The organism is Candidatus Poriferisocius sp., assembly GCF_965204015.1.
GTDB lineage: Bacteria > Actinomycetota > Acidimicrobiia > Acidimicrobiales > Bin134 > Poriferisocius.
Genome location: NZ_OZ241965.1, coordinates 2,620,379 through 2,641,742 on the forward strand (window position 1 = coordinate 2,620,379; position 21,364 = coordinate 2,641,742).

Here is a 21,364-nt window from a genome sequence, read left to right on the forward strand (position 1 = left end):
AAGTTCCGCTAGGCGCCGTCTCCGTCCCCGTCGTCTCCGGTCCCGCCTCCGTTGTCTCCGCTGGCTTCGACAAGGGGGGTGCTCTTGGCGCGGGTCAGCGGCAGCTCCACCACCATTTCGGTGAACTCGCCCGGTTCGGAATTGACAGTGATGGTGCCGCCGTGCTCGCGGATGATGTCGTTGGACAGCGCCAGGCCCAGTCCGGTGCCCTCGTTGGTGGGCTTGGTAGTGAAGAACGGGTCGAAGATTTTCGCGGCCACGTCCGGTGGAATGCCGCCGCCGTTGTCTCGGACACTGAGAATGGCGCTCTCGTCGGTACGGTGGCTCTTCAACAAGATGGTGGGGCTGTAGTCCCCCACCGTGCCCGCTTCCGCCAATTCCTTTTGCTTCTTGTTGGTGGCGTAGCCCGCGTTGGCCACGAAATTCAAGAACACTCTTCCCAAATCTTGGGGAACGACCTCCAGCCGCCCCATATCCGGGTCGAACTCCTCTTCAAGGGTGACGATGAAGTCGGGATCCTGGGCTCGGGCGCTGTGGAAGGCCAACAAGGAATGCTCGTGGATGAGGTCGTTGATGTCGGTCATCTGGGTCTCGCCCCCGCCTCGGCCCATCAACAGCATGTCTTGAACGATCCGGTTGGCCCGCTTTCCGTGCGATTGGATGCGCTGGAGGTTGTCGTTCAGGTCTTGGGTGATCTCCTCGACGAGGTCTTTATCCTCATCGGACAGGTCGTTGGTGAGCTCCTCATAGATCTCGGCCATCTCTTCCAGCAACTCGGCCGACGCTGCGGAGAAGTTGTTGATGAAATTGAGCGGGTTGCGGATCTCGTGGGCAACACCGGCGGTGACCTCTCCCAGAGCGGCCAATTTTTCCCGAGCGACGATCTGGTCTTGAGCCTGGCTCAGCTCTTCCAGCACCGCTTGCAGTTCGTCGTTGCGCTCGCTCAGCTCTTGGGCAAGCTGCTCCACCAAGTTCAGCCGCTGGATTTCCAGGGCGTGGCGGCGGAACACCTCCAGGGCTGATGCCATCTCAGCGATCTCGTCGCGGCCCACAACCTCGATCTCGTCTTCCAAGTCGCCCTTGGCCAGCGTCAGCATGCGGCCGGACAACCGCCCGATACGGCGCAACAGGACACGTCCGACGAACAGCCAGCTGATCAGCCCCGCTCCAATCACGCCGATGACGCTGATGATCACGAGGAGCAGTCGAGCGGTGCTGATTGTCTGCGAAGAGTTCTCAGTGGCTTGGCGTGCCTCGTCGCGGGCCACCTCCACCAGAGATCGAACCTCGTCTAGCAGTTCGACGGCGATTGTCTGGTTCTGAGCAAGCAGCATGTTCTGGCGCTCGATGATTTGCAGGCGGTTGGCCGAGGTTCGAAAAGCGCTCTCGTCGCCGACGCCCAACTGGAGGAGGCGGTTGATTGTTGTATCCAGCCCCGGAGCGACTTCTGAGGCGCTGATTGCCGACAGGCTGATTTCGATGCGGTCGGCCGTCGACTCAAAGCTCTCCTGAAGAGGCTCCACGAAGGCGGCCGAGGACGAGATCAGGGCGCTCCCCATCAGTGCGGATGCCTGGGCCACATCGGCCTGCAACGCGTTCAGATGCCGGTAGAGAAGCAACTCGTCTCCCGACGTGCGGGTGATGGCATCTGTCGGCTCGGAGGCGAAATCGCGATATCCCGTGACTTGGAAGAAGAGCTGGTTGTCGATGGCGGGAAGGATGATGTCGTTGGCCTCGCCTTGTAGAGCCGGAATCTCGCTTTGAAGCCCTTCGGTGATACTCGTCAGGCGGTGGAACTCGGACATGTCGCCGGCAATGGTCGAGATGTTGGCCATCAGAGTTCTGGCCGACTCTCGGATCCTCTTGATGTGCTCGTCACCGGGCATTTGCAGCGATAGGGAATCGAATCGGAATTGGAACTCCAGCTGAGCCGAGCTGACCTCTTGGGAAACAGCGGGAAACTGCTCGATGGTTGCGGTAGTGAGACGGGGGGCGGCGGCAACCAAGGCGTTGCTGAACTCAGCCAACCCGAATGCGCTGGCCAGCCTAGGCACGCTCTCCTCGCTCACCCGGTCTTGGCTTCTGCCCACGTTGCTGAATGAGACCCAGCTGACGATGCTGGCCACGATGGTCAGAGCCACCGCGCCGAAGATCCCGGCATACAGCTGGGTGGAAATCCGGCGATGGACCGCGGGTCGCTGCGCACCGCCGGTATTGGCCTCCGGTTCTGCACTCGGTAGGGCGGTGGACTCGGTCACGGGGTGGTTTCTCCCATAGAAGCCGCCGAGCGGTAGCTCCCGTTGGCGTCGATGACGGTCAAGAAGACAGCGTCCGATCCTTGGTTGTCCAGCTTCCGGTCTTCTTCCTCACCGAAGTCCATGGCGAATCCGTCAATATCAATGAGGCCAGCACCCAATATATTTTCCAAGAAGCAGTCGCGGGTGAGGTCTGCGCCGCACCCTTCAAGCCCTGCGATGGCCATTCGGCCGGCGATATAGCCCTCCAAGGATACAAAGCCCGGTTGTGCGTTCGGGTCGTACGCCGCCAATGCCGCGGTATAGGAGGCCACCACCGGGATCGACAGGTCGGTGGGGAACGGGATCACCTGGGTGACATACACGCCCTCGCCACCGGGGCCGAGTTCGTCGGCCAACGCGTTGCTCCCCACGAAGGAGACCGTCATGAAGATGGGATCGAAGTCGATGTGGCGGGCCCAGGAGATGAGGGCAGCCAAGGGTTGGTAGGCGCCGATCAGGATCACCGCTTCCGGTTCGCCCAACCTCAGGTCGAGCAGCCCCGATTTTACCGCGGTGGTGTTGCGGGGATACACGCCGGTGGCCACCAGGCTCATTCCCCGGCGTTCGAGGGCGGCCAGCGCTCCGTTGTACCCCGCTCGTCCGAACGAGTCGTCCTGGAACATCACCGCGATGCGGGTAATGCCCAAATCGGTGGTCAAGCGTTCGACCATCTCCTCGGTCTCCTGGGCGTAGGAGGCCCGGAGATTGATGATGTTCTCCCAGTGGTCGTCGCGAAGGAATCCAGCCCCGGTGAACGGGGCCACATAGGGGATGTTCGCCTCGGCGGCGACCGGAGTTGCTGAACGAGACGTTGGCGTGCCCACCGCGCCGATGAGGGAGAAAACCTGCTCGTCGTTGATCAGCGCCTGGGTATTGGTGATGGCCGCTTCGGGCTCATAGGCGTCATCTCGGGTGACGAGCTCCAGCGTGCGTCCGTGGACGCCACCGTTTCGGTTGGCTTCCTCGAACGCGGCCATGATTCCCAGGTTCATGTTGATGCCCAGCTCTTGGGCGGGACCGCTGAATGCGGCCGACTGTCCGAACACCACCCGGTCGTCGAAGACGCCGGGCACGCCGCTGGCGACCGGTGCGTCTGGAGTTGCTTGGGGATCCGCGGTGGGGGTCGCATCGGGAGTTGTGGAATCGGAACCGCTCGATCCGCACCCCGACAGCACGACGGCAACAGCGGCGATTGCCAGGGCAGCTAGCCGCGCTCTAGGCAGGTTTCTTTGCGCCGAATGCCTCACGACTCAGGGTGTACGACGAGCTTGAGATGGTTGCGGTCGTTTTCCCTGCGGTATTCCAACTCCTCGCCCATGGTCCGCACCAGATAGACCCCCAACCCTCCGATGGGCCGCTCGGCCAAAGGAAGCGTGACATCGGGCTCGGGGGCGTCGGTGAGCGGGTTGAATGGCGATCCGTCATCGGTGAGGCGGATGGTGAGCGCATGGTCATTGGACTCCAGCTCGAGATCGATCTTCGTAAGACCGCTGGTGTCGCCGTGGGTAAGGGTGTTGAGCACCAACTCTTCCAGAACCAGGTTGGCCCGCATGGTCAGCGTCATCGGCCAGTTGCCCTCTTCAGCCATCTCATTGAGGATGTCCTCGATCAGCGGCAAGACGTCGGAGGGGTGGCCTTGTTCCGGCGGGTGGGATAGGTGCAGGGTTCGTTGCATGTCACCAGCCCTTCATGTCGGGCACGGGAGACAGCGACCGGTCGGGAAGGGTGAACATCAGGGGCGTCGAAGTGTCAGGCAAGTGATGTCGTCGGACTGGGGGGCGTCACCTGCGAAATTCCGTACACACTCGAATACTGCATCGTTGGCGGCTAGAGCGCTGTCGGGCGCGCTGCCGTCGAACACGTCCGCCAGCCGCGTTAACCCGAACTGCTCATTGTCGGCGTTCATGGCCTCGGTCACTCCATCGGTGAACAAAATGACGGTGTCGCCCGGGGCCAAGGTGACCGTCTCCTGGGTGTAGACGATGTCGGGGGCGATTCCGAGTGCCACGCCCTTGGTGAGCGGCAGCTCGGTGACAGTGCCGTCTGCGCTTACCAGCATCGGGGGGTCGTGGCCTGCAATGGAATAGGTGAGCGAACCGCTGTCTGGATTGAACAGGGCATAGATCAGGGTGACGAACATGAACGTGGGGTTGTCCTGGTGGAGCTGGTTGTTGACTTCCTCCAGCACCTTCTCGGGGTCTCGGACGCCGATGGCCGCTCCCTTCAGAGCGGTCCGGCTGGACATCATGAACATCGATGCCGGTATGCCCTTGTCGGATACGTCGGCTACGACGAGGCCGACTTGCTCGTCGAGCTTGAAGAAGTCGTAGAAATCGCCGCCTACGTTGCGGGCCGGCTCCATGTTGGCCGAGACCTCATACGTCTCGGTGACCGGCGGGTTCTTGGGCAGGATGGACTGTTGGAGCTGGCTGGCGATGCTCAACTCGTTTTGGAGGGCCACGAGTTGGTCCCGGGACGAAAGCGCCTCCCGCCACTCGGCCAAATGCTCCAGTGTGCGGCTGATGGTGATCTTGAGGTCGTCGAAGTCGATGGGTTTGGTGACGAAGTCGAACGCGCCCCGATTCATGGCGGTGCGGATGTTGTCCATATCGCCGTACGCGGAGATGATCACCGCCCGGAGATTGGGGTCGACCCCGGGGAGCTGCTGGAGAAGGGTGAGGCCGTCCATCTTGGGCATGTTGATGTCCGACAGCACCATGTCGATGGTTGGATCGGCGTTGAGCTTTTCCAGTGCCTCCACCCCATTCTGGGCGAAGACAAACTCGTACTCGCTCGACCGGATCTGGCGGCGCATCCGCTGCAAGATCAGAGGCTCAAGATCCGGCTCGTCGTCGACGACCAGGATCCTGTAGGTCTGGGTCAAGGGATTACCCCTGTTTGGCGTCTTCTACCGATGGAAAAACGTTGATGATCTGATCGAAGCCACTGATGCGGAACACATCGCCCACCGCTTCGGTCAGAGAGCAGATGCTGAATGACTTGTTCTGCTTGTCGAGGTTCTGGGCCGCCATGAGCAATACGCGCAGCCCGGCGCTACTGATGTACTCAAGACCGCCGAGATCCAGGATGATCTTCTGGTCGCCGGGATCGAACATTCCTTGCAGCGACTCCAGGAAATCCGACGCGTTGGATCCGTCGACCCGGCCGGAAGCATTGACGACCAGTGTGTCGCCGGAGCGGTCGTGGCTGAATTCCATAGTTGGGCCTCTCTCGTTGGGTCCTGTCCTGGGTCATTCTGTCAGCCGGAATCATACACAAGCTAATGGGCTCAGGGCAGAGTGATGCCTAGGGAGTTGCAGATAATACAAGAGACTCGTCGCATCGGGAGCGTTATCGGGGCTGGGAGAGGATAAGCGCACTAGTGGGAACCGCCGTTCCTGCGGTGGCCAACACGTTCTCCACATTGTCGATTTGGTTCACCGAAGTGCCCCGAATTTGGCGCACACCCTCGGCGATGCCGTTGAGACCGTGGATGTAGGCCTCGCCGAGCTGGCCCCCGTTGGTGTTGATGGGCAAGCGGCCATCCCGCCCCAAGTGGCCGTCGCGGATGAAGTCCTTGGCCTCGCCTCGATCGCAGAAGCCAAACTCCTCAAGCTGGGGGAGCACCAGGGGGGTGAAGTGGTCGTAGATGATGGCGGTCTGGATGTCGTCGGCCGACAGGCCGCTTGACTGGTAGAGCTGGTCGGCGCATAGCCCCATCTCGGGGATGCCGGTGATGCTGTCTCGGTAGTAGCTCTTCATCATGTGCTGGTCTTCAGCTACTCCCTGGGCGGCCGAGGCGATGACGGCGGGCTTTTGCTTCAGGTCTTTGGCTCGCTCGGCGGTGGTCACCAGCAGGGCTTGGGCGCCGTCGGTCTCCTGGCAGCAGTCGAGCAGGCGCAGCGGCTCCACAATCCAGCGGCTGTTCTGGTGGTCTTCCAGGGTGATGGGCCGCTGGAAGAAGTGGGCGTAGGGGTTGGTGGCCGCGAAATCCCGGTCGACTACCGACACGCGGCCGAAGTCCTCGGTGGTGGCCCCGTATTCGTGCATGTAGCGGGTGGCGAACATGGCCACCCATGAGGCCGGGGTGACCAATCCGAAGGGCGAGCTCCACGAGAAGCTGACCTCAGACGCTTCGGCACCGGCCGGCCGGTCCTGCACTCCGGCTCCGAAGCGGTGCCAGGAGCGCTCGTTGAAGGCCCGGTAGCACAGCACGTAGTCGGCGGCGCCGGAGTAGATGGCCTGGCAGGCCACCGCGACCACCCCGCAGGCCGCCCCGCCGCCGTGGTGGACCATGGAGAAGTGGGTCAAGTCTTTGATGCCCAAGTTGCGAGCCACTTCGATCTCGGGGTTCTGCTCGGCCGAGTAGGTCACGAAGCCGTTGACCTTCTCGGGGGGTAGGCCAGCGTCCTCGCAGGCGGCCATACAGGCTTCCACGGCCTGGTCCATGGGGGTGCGGCCCGAGTCCTTGGTGAACGGGGTGGCGCCGATGCCGGCGATGGCCGAGTGGTAGGCGTATTTGAGGGTCATGGTGATCTCCTACTGGCGGGGCAGGGCCAGATCGATGGTTCCGGACACGTGGGGGCCCCGGCTGTTTTGACCCCGGAAGGAGATTTCCGCGATGGCCTCGCCGTCGGCTTCCCGCTTGGCGGTGACCGATCCCGACATGGTCATGCAGTCGTAGGGGTAGTTGGGGGCGCCGAGGCGGATCTTCAGGTTCTTGAACACGGCATCGGGACCGGCCCAGTCGCTGATGTAGCGGGCCGAGAGGCCGCTCGACGTCAAAATGTTCATGAAGATGTCTTCGGACCCCTTCTTGATGGCCATGTCCCGGTCGTGGTGGACATCTTGGTAGTCGCGCGACGCGATGGCGGTGGACACGATCAGCGTGGGAGTGAGCGGGATCGGGCAGAGCGGGAGCTCGTCGCCCACGCTCACCTCGTCGAATGTGAGCGTGGTTGGGTTGCGGGGGATCCGGGCGGGCCGGAACACCGGGAGGCTCACATCCTCGTGGGTCTGCATATGCCAGGCCTGAAGCGGCATGCCCACTTTGAGCTGATCGGGGTCGCAGTCGGTGATGTTGGTGACCAGGCGGACGCCCTCTTCCAGCTCCACCAGCCCGATGTTGAGGGGGTAGTCGAAGGAGGGCACCCGGGGGTGGTGGGCCACGACGTAGGAGTACAGAGTTCCTTTGCCAGAGGCTGTGATGTAGCCCATGTCGGTGGACCCGCAGGCGGGGCAGCGGGTGCCGGGCGGGTGCTGGAGGTACCCGCAATTGAGGCACTTTTGGATGCGCAGCTCGCCGGCCCGGCTGCCCTGCCAGAAGAAGTCGGTGTCCTGGTTGCGGCTGGGGCGGGGGCGGGGCGGGCGCTCCGCAGAGCTGTCGCCGTCGCCGGAGCCGGCGGTGCGCCCGGTGCCGGGGCGGAACTTGAGGATGCGGAAGAACATGGAGCCGACGTGGTTGCCGTGCTGGTCGTGGTACTCGGTCTCAGTGGTGACGAAGTGGCCGATGCCCAGAGCGGTCTGCTTCTCGTCGGAAACGTCCACCAGCTTCACGACGCCGGTTAGGTGGTCGCCCAGCTTGAGGTAGCGGTGGTAGACGTGCTCGGAGTTGGTGGCCACCACGCCGACGTAGCCGGCCTCGTCCAGCATGGCGTACACGCCGGAGGCGGGGTCTTTGGGGTCGTTGACCCGGGGGACCAAACCGATCATGGTCCAGGCGTTGAGCATGGCCGGAGGGGCGGTGATCTCCTTGTGGGGGCCTGTGCTGGCTGCATCGGGGTCGGTGTAGAGGGGGTTGGCGTCCTCCATGGCGTCGCACCAGTGGCGAATCATGGGTTGATTGACCGGGTCGCGGGCGGTCGTCGGGGTGCCGGTGCTCCCAACCTCTCGGCGCAGCTTGGCGACGAACGCCTCCTTCTGCGCGTCGGTCATCTCATCGCTCATGGGTTCCTCGTCTTCCTGCCAGCCGGGATGACACTAACGCGGCTGGCAATGGGGGCAGAAAGTAAGGGTGCGAGCGTCGTAGACGCGGTGTTGGAGCGTTGTGGCGCAGCGCAGGCAAGATTGACCAGAGCGGCCATAGCAGGCCAGAGCGTGCTGATGGCTTCCCTCGCCTCCGTCGGCGTTGCGGTAGTCCCGCAGCGTGGTTCCGCCATTGGCCAACCCGATTTCGAGCACCTCCACGAGAGCGGCGTGGAGTCTTGCGGCCGCTGCTCGGCTGATTTGGCGCTTGGCCGGATGGATTCCGGCCATCCACAGAGCCTCGGTTCCGTAGATGTTGCCCACGCCGGCCACCGGCTTCTGGCTGAGCAGTTGGGTGGGGATGCGGCGGCGGCTGTTGCGGAGGGCTTGGTAGAAGCCCTCCGCCGTGAAGTCGGGGCTGAGGGCGTCGGGGCCTTGGGCGGCCAACGTGGGGATGGTGTTGTATTGGCCGGCGGGCACGCAACGGATGCGGCCGAATCGGCGGACGTCCCGGTAGATCAGGGTCTCATCGCCGTCGAGCTGCCACCATGCCCGAATGTAGAGGTCGTCGTCGGGGGGCTGGGCGACGATGGTCAGCGAGCCGGTCATGCCCAGGTGGACAATGAGTTCCCGGCCGTCGTTCAAGCTGGCAATGAGGTACTTGCCCTTGCGGCTGAGTGTTTGGAACGTGGTGCCGATTGCCTCTTTGGCGGGGGTGAACTTCACCGACTCATGGGAGTGGGCATCGTTGACGCGGCGACCGTGGAGTCGGGGGGCCAGCTGACGGCGGATCGTCTCGACTTCGGGCAGCTCGGGCATGGGTCAGCGGGACTTGAGGGCCGCACGGGCCACTTCGAGGTCGTCGGGGTTGGTGACGCCGATCCAGTTTTCTTCGGTGGTGACAACCCTGACGGTTAGCCGGCCACCTTCCATTTCTGTCGCAACGGCGGTGGGGAGGAGGTATTCGGCAGAGGGGCTGTCTTGGTTTTGCTTCAGGAAGCGAGTGAAGCCGGCTTGGAGGGCGTCGAGGAATGCTGGGGAGAAGGCCCACAGGTTCATGGAGACGAGGGTGTCTTCGGGAAAGGTGTGGTCGGCTCGAGAGATGCCTTCTCGTTCCACAATCCCGGTGAGGCGGTCACCGTCCACCTGGCAGACGCCGCGGGTCACCGTGCCGTCAGCGGGAAGGGTGTGGTCGAGGTGGTAGCCGCACAGCCAGGCCTCGTTGTCAGCCATCCCGTGAATGGCGCGGGCGAGGGCCGCGTAGGCGGTAGGGCCGTAGTAGTCGTCGGCATTGCACACCATGAACGGCCCAGAAACCGCCTCGGCGGCCGACAGAACGGCGTGGGCGGTGCCCCACGGTTTGGGCCGGGATGGGCCATTCTCGTCTTGGCGCACATAGGCCATATCGAGATCGCCGGGCAGACCGCCGCGAGCCGCAAAGTGCTGGCGGACGTCGGCCTCGATGTCGCTTCGCACGATGAGCACCACCCGATCAGCGCCCGCAGCCCGGGCGTCGGCGATGGCGAAGTCCAAGAAGGCTTCCCCGTTGGGCCCCACCTGGGCAAGCTGCTTGGTCCCACCGAATCGCGACCCCAACCCCGCAGCCATCACCACCAACGTGAACATCCGCTTCACACCCTATGCCGCGGCGTCGACCAGCCTCCGGCGGACCTCCTGCTGGGCCAAGGCGAGTTCGCTGCCGGCGATTGTGACTTCTTCAGCGGGCCGGCCGGCTCGGGCGAACACCAGCACACAGTTGGTCACTTGCTCGCCCACTGCCTGTTCAACTGCCAAGGAGTAGGCGGCCAACTGATACTGGTAGCGGTCGATCTTGGCTTCAAGCGCATCTACATCTTCGTCGGGGATGTAGTCGGTCTTGTAGTCCACCACCACCAGGCCATCTGGAGTCCGGTACAGCAGGTCGATATAACCCTCCACCACGGTGCCTTCCACTGGGGCGGCCACGAACAGCTCCTTCCAGTGCTCGGTGGTGGCTGCCTCTCGCACGGTGTGGGACTCCAATGCGGACTTGGCCAGGGCGTGAACAGTGCTTCGGGCCTCGGAAACACCCTCGGCTTCGGCTTGGGCCTCAGCCACCGGGCCGAGACGGTCGGGGCTGGCGTCCAAGTCCACGGTTTGCAGCACACCGTGAACCGCGCTGCCCACCTTCGTGCCGTATCGGCCCTTGCGCCATGGCGACCGCTGGTCGTCGCCGTCGCTGGGCCCGTCCTTGGCCAGTCCAGGGAGATCGTCAGCCTCCGAGTCGGCAGCCTCTGCTGGGCTGGCGATAGCTGAGGCGCTCATGACCAGTGGCCGCAGGGCGGCTGCCAACGCGGCATCCCGTCTGCTGCGCCAGTCATCCACCGGCTGGTGGATGCCATCGGCTCCGGCTTCTGGGAGCAAGGCCACGGGTTGCCACTCTGCCTCCGGCAAGTTGGTGGCGTTGGCCGCCACCAACTCAGCCATGGATGCTCCTGAGTTGTTCTCATCACCGTCTAGGTCATCCGACTCAGGCCGGTGAGCGGACACGATCAGGTGATCCTTGGCCCGAGTGAGGGCAACGTACAGCAAGCGCACCTTCTCCGCGCCGTCCATTTGGTCTTCTTGCTCCTGATGCTCGGCGAAGACCTGAGTCCGCAGGACGTTGTTGAAGCGCACGCCGAAGCCGCCGTCTCGGGGCCACACAAGGTTGGAGGTCATCGGGGGTGACTTGGTGTGGGTGCCCGAAAGGATGACGATGGGGAACTCCCGGCCTTTGGAGGCGTGGACGGTGGTGATGCGGACGGCGTCGTCGTCGGTCTCCGACAAGATCACGTCGGTTTCCCGAGCCCGCTCGTCGATTTTGCGCTCCACCCAGGAGACAAACTCCCTCAGACCGCGACCTCCAGCCTCCTCAAACTGCCGGGCTTGATCGATCACAAGATGCAGGCTGCGCCACACATCGCGAGCCCGGTAGTGGCCGAAGCAAGCTGATTCCATGAGCCGCCGTTCTCGCACGATGCGCTCAAGCACCTCGCTGGGACTCGACCAACGCACTTGGCGGTGCTGCTCAGCCAGCCAGTCCATCGCCTCACCCACTGAGTGGTCGGCGAGCAGTGGCTCAGGCCGTGGGGCCTGGTAGTTCCATCGGCCCTGGTGGACAACCTTGAAGGTATACAGGTCGTCGTCGCCGCAGCCGAAGGCCGGGGATCGCAAGGCGTTGACAAGGGCCACCTCGTCGGTGGGATCGGCCAGCGCTCGGACGGTCGCCATCACCTCCCGGATCGCTTGGCTGGCCCAAATGAGCGAGCCGGCTTCGATCCGGTACGGGATGCCATGCCGTTGGAGCGTGGGTTCCAGTTGGGGCAGCGATGTGCGCGACGGGAGGAGAATGCAGATGTCTTGTAGCCGGGCCGAGCGCCAGAGCTCTTCGCCGCTCTCACTTCTGCCATCGCCCACCGACCAGCCTTGGCCTACGGCGGTCAGAATGGCCTCGGCCACCTCGTCGGCTTCGATTTCTCGCAACGTGGCCATGCTGGTCGCCTTGGGATGCTCGGTGTTCAGCACCGCCACCGGTGGACCTTGCGGCGGAGAGCCTCGAACAGCGTCGAGGGCCTGATAGTGGGGTTGGACATGCTCAGCGCGCTCGGCGGGCGGGGCCATGAAGCCCTCGAACACGCCATTTATCCAGGTGAGCAGGGGCTCGGCGGACCGGAAATTACGGGTCAGCGACTTCCGTGTGACGGTGGATGCGTTCCCGGCTTCGGTGAACAGCGCGATGTCGGCCCGGCGGAACCGGTAGATGGACTGCTTGGGATCGCCCACGTAGAACAGTCGGCCAGGACTGTCCCTCAATTGGGTCCAGCTTGAGGTGTCCTCTGGGGGTGTGGCAATGAGCTTGGCCAGATCGATCTGGAGGGGATCGGTGTCTTGAAATTCGTCCAGCAGCAGCCGCTGGTAGCGAGCGGCCAGCGCGGCCCGGACTCCGCTGCCGTGCTGAGGATGACGGAGCAGGTTTCTGGTAATCACCAGCAGGTCGTGGAACTCCAGCACCCCCCGGTGTCGGCGGTCGTCGGCGGCCTCCAAAGTGAATTGGGCCAGCGCCAGGGTCAGCCGTTCGATGACCGCGCTGGCGATCAGCTGCTTGGCCTCATCGACGGTTGCTTCGAGTTCTCCCACCTGGCCGCGCACCTCATCGAGCGGGTGGTCGTCGGGCCAGTTGCCCCTCCGGCCAAGTCTGCCGACCCGGAAGCTGGGCGGCTTGGTTGCGAACAAGACGTGGGTGGTCTCCTCGTTGTCGTCGAGGGCCGCAGCCAATCGACTCGCCCATTGCCCGACCTCATCGAGCCGCAGACGCATCTTGTCGTCGTCATTGAGGCAGTGGTGGGCGAGGTCAGCCGCGGCTTGAAGCTGACGGCATACGTCGCTGACATCGGGCAGGGTTACCGGGCCAATCGCCGGGGACTCGGCGCCCATCCGCTCTTGCACCAAATCCCAGTTGTCGTCGAGCGTTTGGGCGAGGCTCCGAAGGTGCCCGATGTTGATGCCCATTGTCTGGGCCAGGCTCAGCGCCTGCTTATGGTCGGCGCTGTAAAGCAGGCGGGTGCGGGTCTCCTCCCAGCGGTCTTGGAAGGCGTCGAGGGGGCTGACTTCAATGCGAGGGGGCAGTTCGGCCTCGATGGCGTGCTGCGACAGAATGCGGAGCGCGAAGCCGTGAAGGGTGGTGATGGCCGCCCCGTCCAGTTGGTCGAGGGCCTCGGGGTGACGTTTGGACTCAGCCAGCTTTAGGCGCAGGCGGTTCTTCAACTCATCGGCCGCCTTCTCCGTGAAGGTGATGGCTGCGATGTTTTCCATGGCCACCCCGGCATGAAGCAGGGCCAGCACCCGGTCGACCAAGGCGGTGGTCTTGCCCGATCCGGCCCCGGCCTCCACGAAGAGGGTCGCGTCCAAGTCGGTTTCGATGGCCTTGCGGTCGGCTTTGTCGCGGATGGCGCGCTCGGAAACAAGCATGGTCAGCGGGCCTGGCTATCCGGTGGCGGCTCGGCCAGGTAGCGGTAGCTGGCGAGCGCTGCTTGGTCCTGCTTCCGCTCCCAGGCACGGCGTTGGTCCTCGGTACCGAGCCGGTCGGCGTTGCAGTAATCGCAGCGCTGGCTGAAGGGACCGCCGGTCGAGTCTGGATCGGGCCGGTCGCAGAACACCCCGGCTTCGATGCCGTCGACGATGGCGGCCACGACCTCACCAAAGCGGTCCAGCACCCGCTCGTCCAGGGAGTATCCGCAGGTCTGGAAGCCACCGGTGTCGGTGACAAACCAGTACTGGGCTTTCACCGGTGTGCCAGGTTGACCATTGTGGGCTCGGGCGGCCAGCCCGTACACTGGGAGTTGGAGCCGGGTACCCCGCTGGACGGGATCCCAGTCGTCGCGGTGATCTCGACTCTCGTCCAGCCTCCGGTATCGGTTGGCCCTGCCGGTCTTGTAGTCGGTGACCAGCAGGCCCTGGTTGTGGATGCGGTCTACTCGGTCGGCTTGGCCCGTGAATCGGATCTGCTGCCCGCCGGGCAATTCGACTGGAACGGCCTCCAGATCGCTACCACGGATTCCAAAACCCTGCTCGGTGGCGATGGGGGTGGCGTGGAGCTCTTGGCGCTGCTGGTCGTCCTCGTCCAAGAAGCGGTTCAGGTCGGCCATGATCCGGTTTCTCTGGTGTTCCCAGTACACCGGTGCGCCCGTGAGCCCCTTCGATTCCGCTTCGTCGCAGAGTTTGCGGCCGATATCTTCGAGCTGGAGTCGCTGCTGCTCGCTCCATTGCCCACCGGGAGGCGGTACCGCATCAGCGGCTATCTGGGCCTTCATGAACTTCTCGAGTGCCTCGTGGATGAGCGAGCCCTTCTCCAATGCCGAGATTTCCAGCAGTTCCTCTGGCTGTTCGGCGGTTTGCACCCGCAGGACGTATCGGAACAGGTAGCGCATCGGGCAGTCGGCCCATGCCTCCAGGCTGGTGGGCGACAGGGCATCGGGAGCCAAGTCGGATGTGTCGAGGCCGGCCAGGTTGCCGTCGAAGCGGGTGAACAGGGTTGAAGATCGCGCCTTGACCAACGCGGCGCCTCGGGCCAGCACGAGGTCGTCAACCGGTGACGAGTGGTCGGATTGGACCAGGACTTGCAGGCGGAACTCCTGATCAGTGGCCGGGAAGTCGGCCTTCGCCACCCTTCCCGAGAATGAGGCGACGTGCTCGAACCAGGCGGCAGACTCGTGGCTGCTGAGGCTCTCCAGGCTGGTGGTGTCCACGGCTTGGCCTGTCAAGGCCGAAGCGGTATCCAACAGCCAACGTGAAGGGTGCTGTTCGGAGGCGCGTCGTGTGTCACCTCGGGCGTAGACCAACGTGGCAGTTTCAGCTGAGGCCAGCGCGCACAAGAGGTGGCGGTGCTGTTCGTCCAGCCGGTCGGAGAGCAGGGTCAGATCGTCGCCGACCGCTTTGCGCTCCCTGTCTGGCAGCAGCGGATCGTCGAGGGGGCTGTGGGGGAAGGTGCCCTCAGCCAGGCCGACCAGGATGACCCGATCCAGCTCCATTCCCAGCGAGTCGCCAATCCGCCCAGTGAGCACGCCATGGCCCACCCGGCCGATCCGCCCAGTGGGGTTACTCAATTCCGATGTCAGGGTGTGGCGGAAGGTGTCGGGTCGGGGATGGTGCTCGATTTTGTCCAGCTTGGCCAGCCGGCTGAGGATGCCGTCGATCTGCCCAGCAGCTTCTCGTTCACGATCAGGCCAACTCTGGCGGGCCTGGTCATTGCCCAAGTAGTCGTCGATCAGTCCGCTGATCCACTGGTGCCACTGGGTCCAGGTGGCGGGCCTGGGATCGGGGGAGAGGCGGTTTACCAACTCGGCCATGAATTGGGCCAGTGAGTCGGCGTGATCGGCCTCTCGGGAGAGCCGCTCAGCCCGGAATCCGGCTTCGTCCGGGTCTCGCTCTGCCTTTGCTACTTCCTCCCGCAGACGGGCAGCGTGCCGAGCCAGTCGAAGGGTCCACTGGTCGGCGCCTCGGGCCACGCCCGCTTGGCGCGATATCCGCTCCCAGGCCATCACCGGGGCTGGTTCATCGCCACCGGGTACGACAGGAGCCGCGGTCCACAGCAGGGCGAACACCTCGTCTCGGCGGAAGTAGCGGCTCTCCAGATTCAACAGCGCAAGGAGTCCCCGACCCATCAGCGAATCGGCCAGCGTGATTCCGCTGGGGCCGTTGAAGGGAATGCGAGCCGCCTGGAGGTGGCTTTGAAGTTGGCGGATGACCGGCGACCCGCCGCCGCAGAGCACTGCTATCCGGCTGAGGGGAATGCCGTCCCGGGCCGCATTGACCACCTCTCGGGCGGCAACCCGAATCTCCTCGTCAGCGCTGGCTGTGCTGATGATCCGGTGACCGTGGGGTGGGCTGGTCTCGGCGATGGCGTCCACGGCTCCCCCCATGCGAACAACGGACTCCAGCACCGCGTGATCGACGTTGTCGTGTCTGGTGAGTCCGACCACTGTCGTAACCGGTGTCACCTGAGCCAGGCTTGAGACGAGGCGACCTTGGGAGCGGGTGACCCGCTGGGGCAGGTGGACGATGACGGGGCCGAACTCGTCGAGGATTTTGCTGATTGAGCCCGAGCGCAGTTCTTCGATGGCCAGCTCATTCAGGTCTTGGCCGTCGTACCACCGCCCTTTTAGCTTGTCTCGGACTTGGCCGCAGATGCGGACGACATCGGCAGCCCGGTTGCTCTGGGCGGCCAGCACGGTGAGCTGGTCTTCGGACAGCTCGCGCAAGTCTCGGTACGACCGCACGAGGGCTTGCTCGGTGGCCGGGTGACGGGCTGAGGCCCGGAACAGGCCGGGGTCGGCGTTCAGCACCATCCGCACGTTGGCGCTGAGAACGGGTTCGGATAGCGGCCTGCGGCGGTGCTCATCGGCCATCTGTCTCCCCGCCAGGCGTTCCGCCAGGTCGAAGAGCTTGAGGAAATTCACCGCAGCAATCCCCCGGCCTGTGGCCCCCAACGCCCTTCGAACTGCCAACCCAGCGATGTTGGTGGGAACCACGACCGTGACCGGTGCCAACGGGTCGCCGTTCTTGAGCGCGGCAATCTGCTCGCCCAACCACTCAGTGGCAGCCGGCCCATACGGGGTGAAGATCACCTCAATGCTCACGGGTCAGACTCTAGAGACCCTCAGTGACAGTTCCTCAGATCTGGTGCATCAACGGGCTTCGACGCCCCGCCGAACCCCTCCGCGCCCCCGCCTGCGGTAAATATCAATCATCTATATTTACCAAAGCTAAGAATAGATGATTGGACGCCAAGAAACAATCGTTGATGCAACCCCCCCCCGAATTAACGCGGCATGTGGATGCCTTGGGTTGGGTGCTCTGGGTGGTAGCAGTAACCCGGATGATCCTCATCCAAGTAATCTATGCGGAGAATCCACCCGTTTTGGCAGAACAGCTCGTCGTAAAGCTGCCACATCCTCGCACCGCCGTAACCGCGGCATCCTCGCTCCTGCAAACTCCACTCGCAACCATATAGCTCACTCAGAAGTCGCTCTACTTCGTTCGTGTCTTCCGGATGATTGTGGCATTGCCGGAACGTTCCTTCCCAGTAACCGCAGGCAGCTATGAATTCCCCGACCCTCAGTCTTTCAGCCCAAGCTTCCTGATTGGGGGGAACTGGACCGAGATTCTCGGGGATGACGGGCGTCGGCTCTACCGTGCCGTCCGGTTCCGGCTGGGTGCCATGGGTTTGGCATCCAGCCGGAACAAGTTCGGTATCTATACTGAATTGGCAGCGGTATATGTTCAATAGTGCTTCTTGATCTGTAATCAATTGATCGCGAACTGCTATATCCCGGACTGTGGGAGTACCGGAGAATTGACCGGGGTCTTGCGGCGGTAAAGCAGGGGAGCCGTTAGAGCAGCCGCCGGGCACTACCTGGGTGTCCACGCTGAACATGCACCGATAGGTATTCAGTAGAGCCTCTTGATCAGCGATCAATTTGTCGCGGACTTCTATGTCTTGGAGGGTTTGGGCCGAAGCGGTTGACGCAGTGGTGAGGGCCAGTCCTCCGACCACCAATCCAAGCACCAGAGCCAACCCAACCCGCCGAACAGCTCTGCCAGCGCTCCAAACCATCGCCGCACAATAGCCCAGCCCACAGCCACTCCTGGAACTGGCCTCTTCGCCCTTGGGCTGCGGCGCTGACCACGGCGGAGGTCGATCAGGGCACTATAAGGACTCACGGGGCCGTGGAGGGCTGTGGGGATGTCTGCGATGCCGTCGTTGCGGCGGTAGGCGGATGGTCCAGTGGCGGAGGGAGGAGATTACGGTTTGTCCAGTCCCTAAATTACAGAATATCGAGTAAGTGCAGTACAGAATCTCCACTGAATGAGTGACAAGATCTCCGATTCTTGTCGAGTCAGGGGCGGGCTAGATGGGCGTGGGCGAGATGGCTCGGAGACGATCACTGTGGGTCTTGCGGAATCAATTCGTCGGTTTGGGGACGTCGTTGATCTGGTTCATTCGGGTCGGGTCGATGCCCGGTCGAAACCCGCTGTGATGAGGCTCCACGCGGTAGGTGGGCAGAGGGCTGGGGATCCCGAGGGAGAGGCCATATCGCAGCGTGTCGTTGACAACTTGGTCGAACGGCTGTTCCAGTTGGCGGGCCCGCTGCTTGAGGGCTGCAGCGAGATCGTCGTCGAGGGTCAGAGTTGTCCTCATATGGACAACATGATGCGTCGCAAGCTCGATTACAAGGTGGTTTTCGTTGTTGGGTGTCGTTGGTGTCGGTAGGGTGGTGGTCACCACGTGTGGGCGGTGTTTCGGTCCTCCTTTGAGATTTCTTGATGGGAGAGGCTGAGTATGCTTGTGGATGAGACGAGGCGTTTGGCGTTGCTGAGCCGTTTGAGCGAGGTGCTGGGTGAGGAGGAGGCAAAAACGTTGATCGACAGTCTGCCCCCTGTGCGCTGGGAACAGCTCGCCACCAAAGACGACGTCAAAGCGAGCGAAGACCGGATCCGCACCGAAATGAACGGCAAATTCGCCCAAGTCGACGCCGAGTTCGCCAGGGTTCACACCCGAATCGACGGCCTAGAGCACAAAATGGACGGCCTAGAGCACAAGATGGAAGCCGGATTCGAGAGTATGCGGGGCGAGATCGCGGAGCACCGAGGTGAGATCGCGCTTCAGATGGCCAGGCTGACCCGGACGATGGTGTTCATCATGTCGGGGTTCATGTTGACGATCTGGGGCACGATGCTCGGCATCGGGCTGACGTAGCCTCCCTCCGGGTGAGCAGCGGGGTCCGTCCGTAGGCGGTCAGCTGGCTTCGGCGTACACGGCGTAGAGGGGGTCGCCGGAGACTCCCGGGGGGATGCACTGCTGGATTACTGGCTCTCCCCATCCTTCGGCGGCTTCGAAGTAGCGTCGGACTATCTCCATGTGCCCGGCGTCGTCGGCGTAGAGCCAGCCTCGGATGGCTTTGGTGGGGAAGCACCGATTGGAGAACGTGACCACGAACAGGCCGCCGGGGCGCAGGACACGGGCCACGTCGGTGAACACCTCTACCGGCTGAGTCAGGTAGTCCACCGAGACGCAGCAGGTGGCGGAGCCGAAGGAATTGTCGTCGAAGGGGAGTCGCGGGATCTCGTTGAGGTCGTGAATGAGCCACTCGTGGGCCTGCGGATTGGCAGCCAGCTCGACCTCGTTCATTCCGAGGGCCACTAGCCGGTCTGGGGGGTCGATGAAGTGCGAGATCCACGACGACATCAGATCGAGCACCTCTCCGGTGAGCCCCAACTCGCGGTATAGAGCGCCGACCGCGGCGATGGCCTGGTCGTCAATGTGGGTGACCAAACGGGGTGGTGAGTAGAAGAAGTGGTCGGGGCTGGGATCAGCCCGATCAAAGAAGCCCGGTGGGAACACGAGGTGCTGAGCGTAGACGCACAATGCGCGGCAGGCGACGGAGAGGCTTAGCCTGGGTGAGTGAGCGAATTGGATCGCGAGCTGTTGACCTGGGTGGAAGAGTGCTGTGGGCGAGGGGTCGCTGATGCGGTTCGCATTCCGGGGGGTGCTTCCCGCCAGGCGTGGGTGGTGACCCTGGATGACGGGGGGCGGCGGTTCTTGCGGATGGATGCGGGAAGCTCGGCGCTCTCCGCGGTGGGTTACGACCTGGCTCGAGAGGCTCGGGCCTATCAGTGGCTGAGCGACAAGCCGGTAAGGGCGGCCGGATTCTGCGGTGTCAGTCCCGATGGGAAGTCGGTGCTCTTGGATTTCGTGGAGGGAACGCCGGGTTCGTTGGACGATCCTTCTTTGGCCCGGGACTTCATGGAGCAGGTCAATGTCCTTCATGCTCTTGAGCCGCCTGCTGATCTGGCTCATGATGATCTCGCGGTGTGGGCTCAGCTCTATGGGGAGCATTGCCCGGAGTCAGATCCGCTGATCGAACTGGGTTTGCGCCAATTGGTCGATATGGCGCCCGGCCCCCCGGAAAGGGCGGTGCTGGTTCACGGCGACTTAGGGCCGGGCAATGTGATGCACGACGGCCGCCGGGTGACCGGGCTGTGCGATTGGGAGCTGGCCCATGTGGGCGATCCCATGGAGGATCTGGCCTGGATCACGGTGCGGGCCATGCTCACTCCGTTTGTGGACATCGACACGGCCTTCGGGTGGTACGACGGCCCGGTGGACGCCGAGAGAGTGCGCTACTGGCAGCTGGCCTGCCAAGTTCGCAACTTGATCGGACTTGGGGTGGCTGGGGCGGCCGGGGGGGATTTGGGCATGGGCATGCTCTTCTCCACCCTCCACCGCCGGGTGACCGCGGAACTGCTGTGCGAGGCCCTCGAGGTGGTGCCGGAGCCGGTCGAGATACCTGAGCCGTCTGATACTGAATCCAGCGCGGTCTTCGGGGCGGTGCTCGACGACCTGCGCACGGTGATCACCCCTGCGCTGGGCGGATACGCCGCGGCCCGGGCCAAATCGGTGGCCCGGCTGGTGCGATACCTGGACATGGTGGACCGCATTGGACCGACGCTGGCCGACCAAGATCGTCGCGACCGGGTCCGCTTCGACATGGATGATGACGCCGAGGCGGCCCACTACTGGGTCAGAGCCGCCCAGCGGGATGAAGCGCTCATGCGGCCAGCCATGGGCCGTCTCGCAGGAACCCGGCTGGCCCGGATCTAGTCGCCGGCCTTCTCGGCTTGGGCGATCCGCTCTAATGCGGGGGCGTCGGATCGCAGCTTGCCGATCTTGTCGCGGTGGAGCACCTCCTCAGTGCCCTCCGGACATTGCGCCACGAAGGGGCACCAGCCGCACAGCGGGCCGGCAGAGGCCTCGAACTCCAGAGAGATGCAGCTCTCCATGATGGCCAACCAGGTGGTCCGCAGCTCATCGACGGCCTCGGTGAGGTTCTCGTTGGTGACCTCCACCTCGACCACCTTCTGGCCCAGGTAGAGAAGTTGGGCTTTGGCGGGTTTGCGGCCCTCCAACTCTGTCAGCGCGGCGGCGTAGAGGAGCATCTGGGTGGCGTAGTTGGATGAGAACCGCTCGGAGGGGGCCTTGCCCGACTTGTAGTCGGTGACCACCAAACCCCCCTCGGTTTCATCAACCCTGTCGATGATGCCCCGGAATGGGACCCCGTTGATCTCAACCCTTACGTCTTGCTCGGTAGATGCGACATTGACCTCGCGGGGGTCTTCCAGGTCCCAGAGCCCCTCGATGGCCCGCCAGCCGTTCTTGCGGAAGTCCAAACCGCCCCGTTCGTCCAACTCAAGGCCCTGGTAGTCGCGGTGGTTCTCCATCTTGGGCCACAGTTCGCGGGCCAGTTTCTTGGCCCGGTCCACGGTGCGGTTCTCCACCGGCTCCTGCATCAGCTTCTCCAGCACCATGTGGGCGAAGGTGCCGGTAACCGCGGCCTCGCCGGGCGGGTCGGGCAGGCGGTCGACGTAGCGGAACTTCCACCGACGGGCGCACTCCCGAAACGACGACGCGCTGGAGGGAGACAGATACTTGGGCACGTAGCGTTCGGGAATCTCCAAGAGCTTGTCGCCAGTGGGCTCTTCAGCCGACTCGGCCTGTTCGGCGGGTTCGGTCATGGTCATGTCTG

General features: G+C 63.6%; 16 protein-coding genes. 2 read left to right on the plus strand and 14 right to left on the minus strand.

From position 1 onward, the window contains the following. Positions 1 to 8: 8 nt before the first annotated feature. The 12 genes from ACOGJC_RS11820 to ACOGJC_RS11875 all read right to left on the minus strand — a co-directional run bounded on the left by ACOGJC_RS11820 (position 9) and on the right by ACOGJC_RS11875 (position 17,979). Positions 9 to 2,258: a sensor histidine kinase gene (locus ACOGJC_RS11820; RefSeq protein ID WP_419845197.1), complete on the minus strand. Its 2,250-nt coding sequence runs from the start codon at positions 2,256 to 2,258 to the stop codon at positions 9 to 11. Continuing rightward, positions 2,255 to 3,472 (minus strand): ABC transporter substrate-binding protein, encoded by a 1,218-nt coding sequence (locus ACOGJC_RS11825; RefSeq protein WP_419845198.1) that lies wholly within the window; start codon positions 3,470 to 3,472, stop codon positions 2,255 to 2,257. Before ACOGJC_RS11825 ends, ACOGJC_RS11820 begins: the two co-directional genes overlap by 4 nt. A 68-nt stretch (positions 3,473 to 3,540) precedes the next feature. Further along, a complete protein-coding gene (locus tag ACOGJC_RS11830) occupies positions 3,541 to 3,972 on the minus strand; it encodes an ATP-binding protein (RefSeq protein WP_419845199.1) in 432 nt (143 codons plus the stop codon). A 57-nt stretch (positions 3,973 to 4,029) separates the two neighbouring features. Further along, entirely contained in the window at positions 4,030 to 5,181 is a 1,152-nt protein-coding gene (locus ACOGJC_RS11835) for a PP2C family protein-serine/threonine phosphatase (RefSeq protein ID WP_419845200.1), read from the minus strand. Positions 5,182 to 5,185: 4 nt separating this feature from the next. Continuing rightward, positions 5,186 to 5,515 (minus strand): STAS domain-containing protein, encoded by a 330-nt coding sequence (locus ACOGJC_RS11840; RefSeq protein WP_419845201.1) that lies wholly within the window; start codon positions 5,513 to 5,515, stop codon positions 5,186 to 5,188. Between the two features lie 133 nt (positions 5,516 to 5,648). Continuing rightward, on the minus strand, positions 5,649 to 6,827 hold the full coding sequence (locus tag ACOGJC_RS11845) for a lipid-transfer protein (RefSeq protein ID WP_419845202.1): 1,179 nt from the start codon (positions 6,825 to 6,827) through the stop codon (positions 5,649 to 5,651). Between the two features lie 9 nt (positions 6,828 to 6,836). After that, entirely contained in the window at positions 6,837 to 8,243 is a 1,407-nt protein-coding gene (locus ACOGJC_RS11850) for an OB-fold domain-containing protein (RefSeq protein WP_419845203.1), read from the minus strand. 33 nt (positions 8,244 to 8,276) lie between these two features. Continuing rightward, complete coding sequence (gene mutM / locus ACOGJC_RS11855; RefSeq protein WP_419845204.1) at positions 8,277 to 9,080, minus strand: bifunctional DNA-formamidopyrimidine glycosylase/DNA-(apurinic or apyrimidinic site) lyase; 804 nt, start codon at positions 9,078 to 9,080, stop codon at positions 8,277 to 8,279. A gap of 3 nt (positions 9,081 to 9,083) precedes the next feature. Next, positions 9,084 to 9,887, minus strand: a complete 804-nt coding sequence (locus ACOGJC_RS11860) for a nucleotidyltransferase family protein (protein ID WP_419845205.1) — start codon at positions 9,885 to 9,887, stop codon at positions 9,084 to 9,086. A gap of 12 nt (positions 9,888 to 9,899) precedes the next feature. Next, positions 9,900 to 13,250, minus strand: a complete 3,351-nt coding sequence (locus tag ACOGJC_RS11865) for a UvrD-helicase domain-containing protein (RefSeq protein ID WP_419845206.1) — start codon at positions 13,248 to 13,250, stop codon at positions 9,900 to 9,902. 2 nt (positions 13,251 to 13,252) lie between these two features. Next, entirely contained in the window at positions 13,253 to 16,417 is a 3,165-nt protein-coding gene (locus ACOGJC_RS11870) for a PD-(D/E)XK nuclease family protein (RefSeq protein ID WP_419845207.1), read from the minus strand. A gap of 1,325 nt (positions 16,418 to 17,742) precedes the next feature. Continuing rightward, the gene (locus tag ACOGJC_RS11875) at positions 17,743 to 17,979 is read right to left on the minus strand and encodes a CopG family transcriptional regulator (protein ID WP_419845208.1); all 237 of its coding nucleotides are present in this window, start codon (positions 17,977 to 17,979) and stop codon (positions 17,743 to 17,745) included. A 141-nt stretch (positions 17,980 to 18,120) separates the two neighbouring features. On the opposite strand from ACOGJC_RS11875, the gene ACOGJC_RS11880 reads away from it, so the two are divergent. Continuing rightward, positions 18,121 to 18,537 (plus strand): hypothetical protein, encoded by a 417-nt coding sequence (locus ACOGJC_RS11880; RefSeq protein WP_419845209.1) that lies wholly within the window; start codon positions 18,121 to 18,123, stop codon positions 18,535 to 18,537. Positions 18,538 to 18,576: 39 nt separating this feature from the next. Here the strand turns inward: ACOGJC_RS11880 and ACOGJC_RS11885 are convergent, their stop codons facing one another. Then, positions 18,577 to 19,182: a class I SAM-dependent methyltransferase gene (locus ACOGJC_RS11885; RefSeq protein WP_419845210.1), complete on the minus strand. Its 606-nt coding sequence runs from the start codon at positions 19,180 to 19,182 to the stop codon at positions 18,577 to 18,579. A 60-nt stretch (positions 19,183 to 19,242) separates the two neighbouring features. On the opposite strand from ACOGJC_RS11885, the gene ACOGJC_RS11890 reads away from it, so the two are divergent. Further along, complete coding sequence (locus ACOGJC_RS11890) at positions 19,243 to 20,442, plus strand: phosphotransferase (protein ID WP_419845211.1); 1,200 nt, start codon at positions 19,243 to 19,245, stop codon at positions 20,440 to 20,442. On the opposite strand, the gene ACOGJC_RS11895 is transcribed toward ACOGJC_RS11890, so the two are convergent. Beyond that, a complete protein-coding gene (locus ACOGJC_RS11895) occupies positions 20,439 to 21,359 on the minus strand; it encodes a RecB family exonuclease (RefSeq protein WP_419845212.1) in 921 nt (306 codons plus the stop codon). The two genes, ACOGJC_RS11890 and ACOGJC_RS11895, sit on opposite strands and share 4 nt — an antisense overlap. Positions 21,360 to 21,364: the final 5 nt, after the last annotated feature.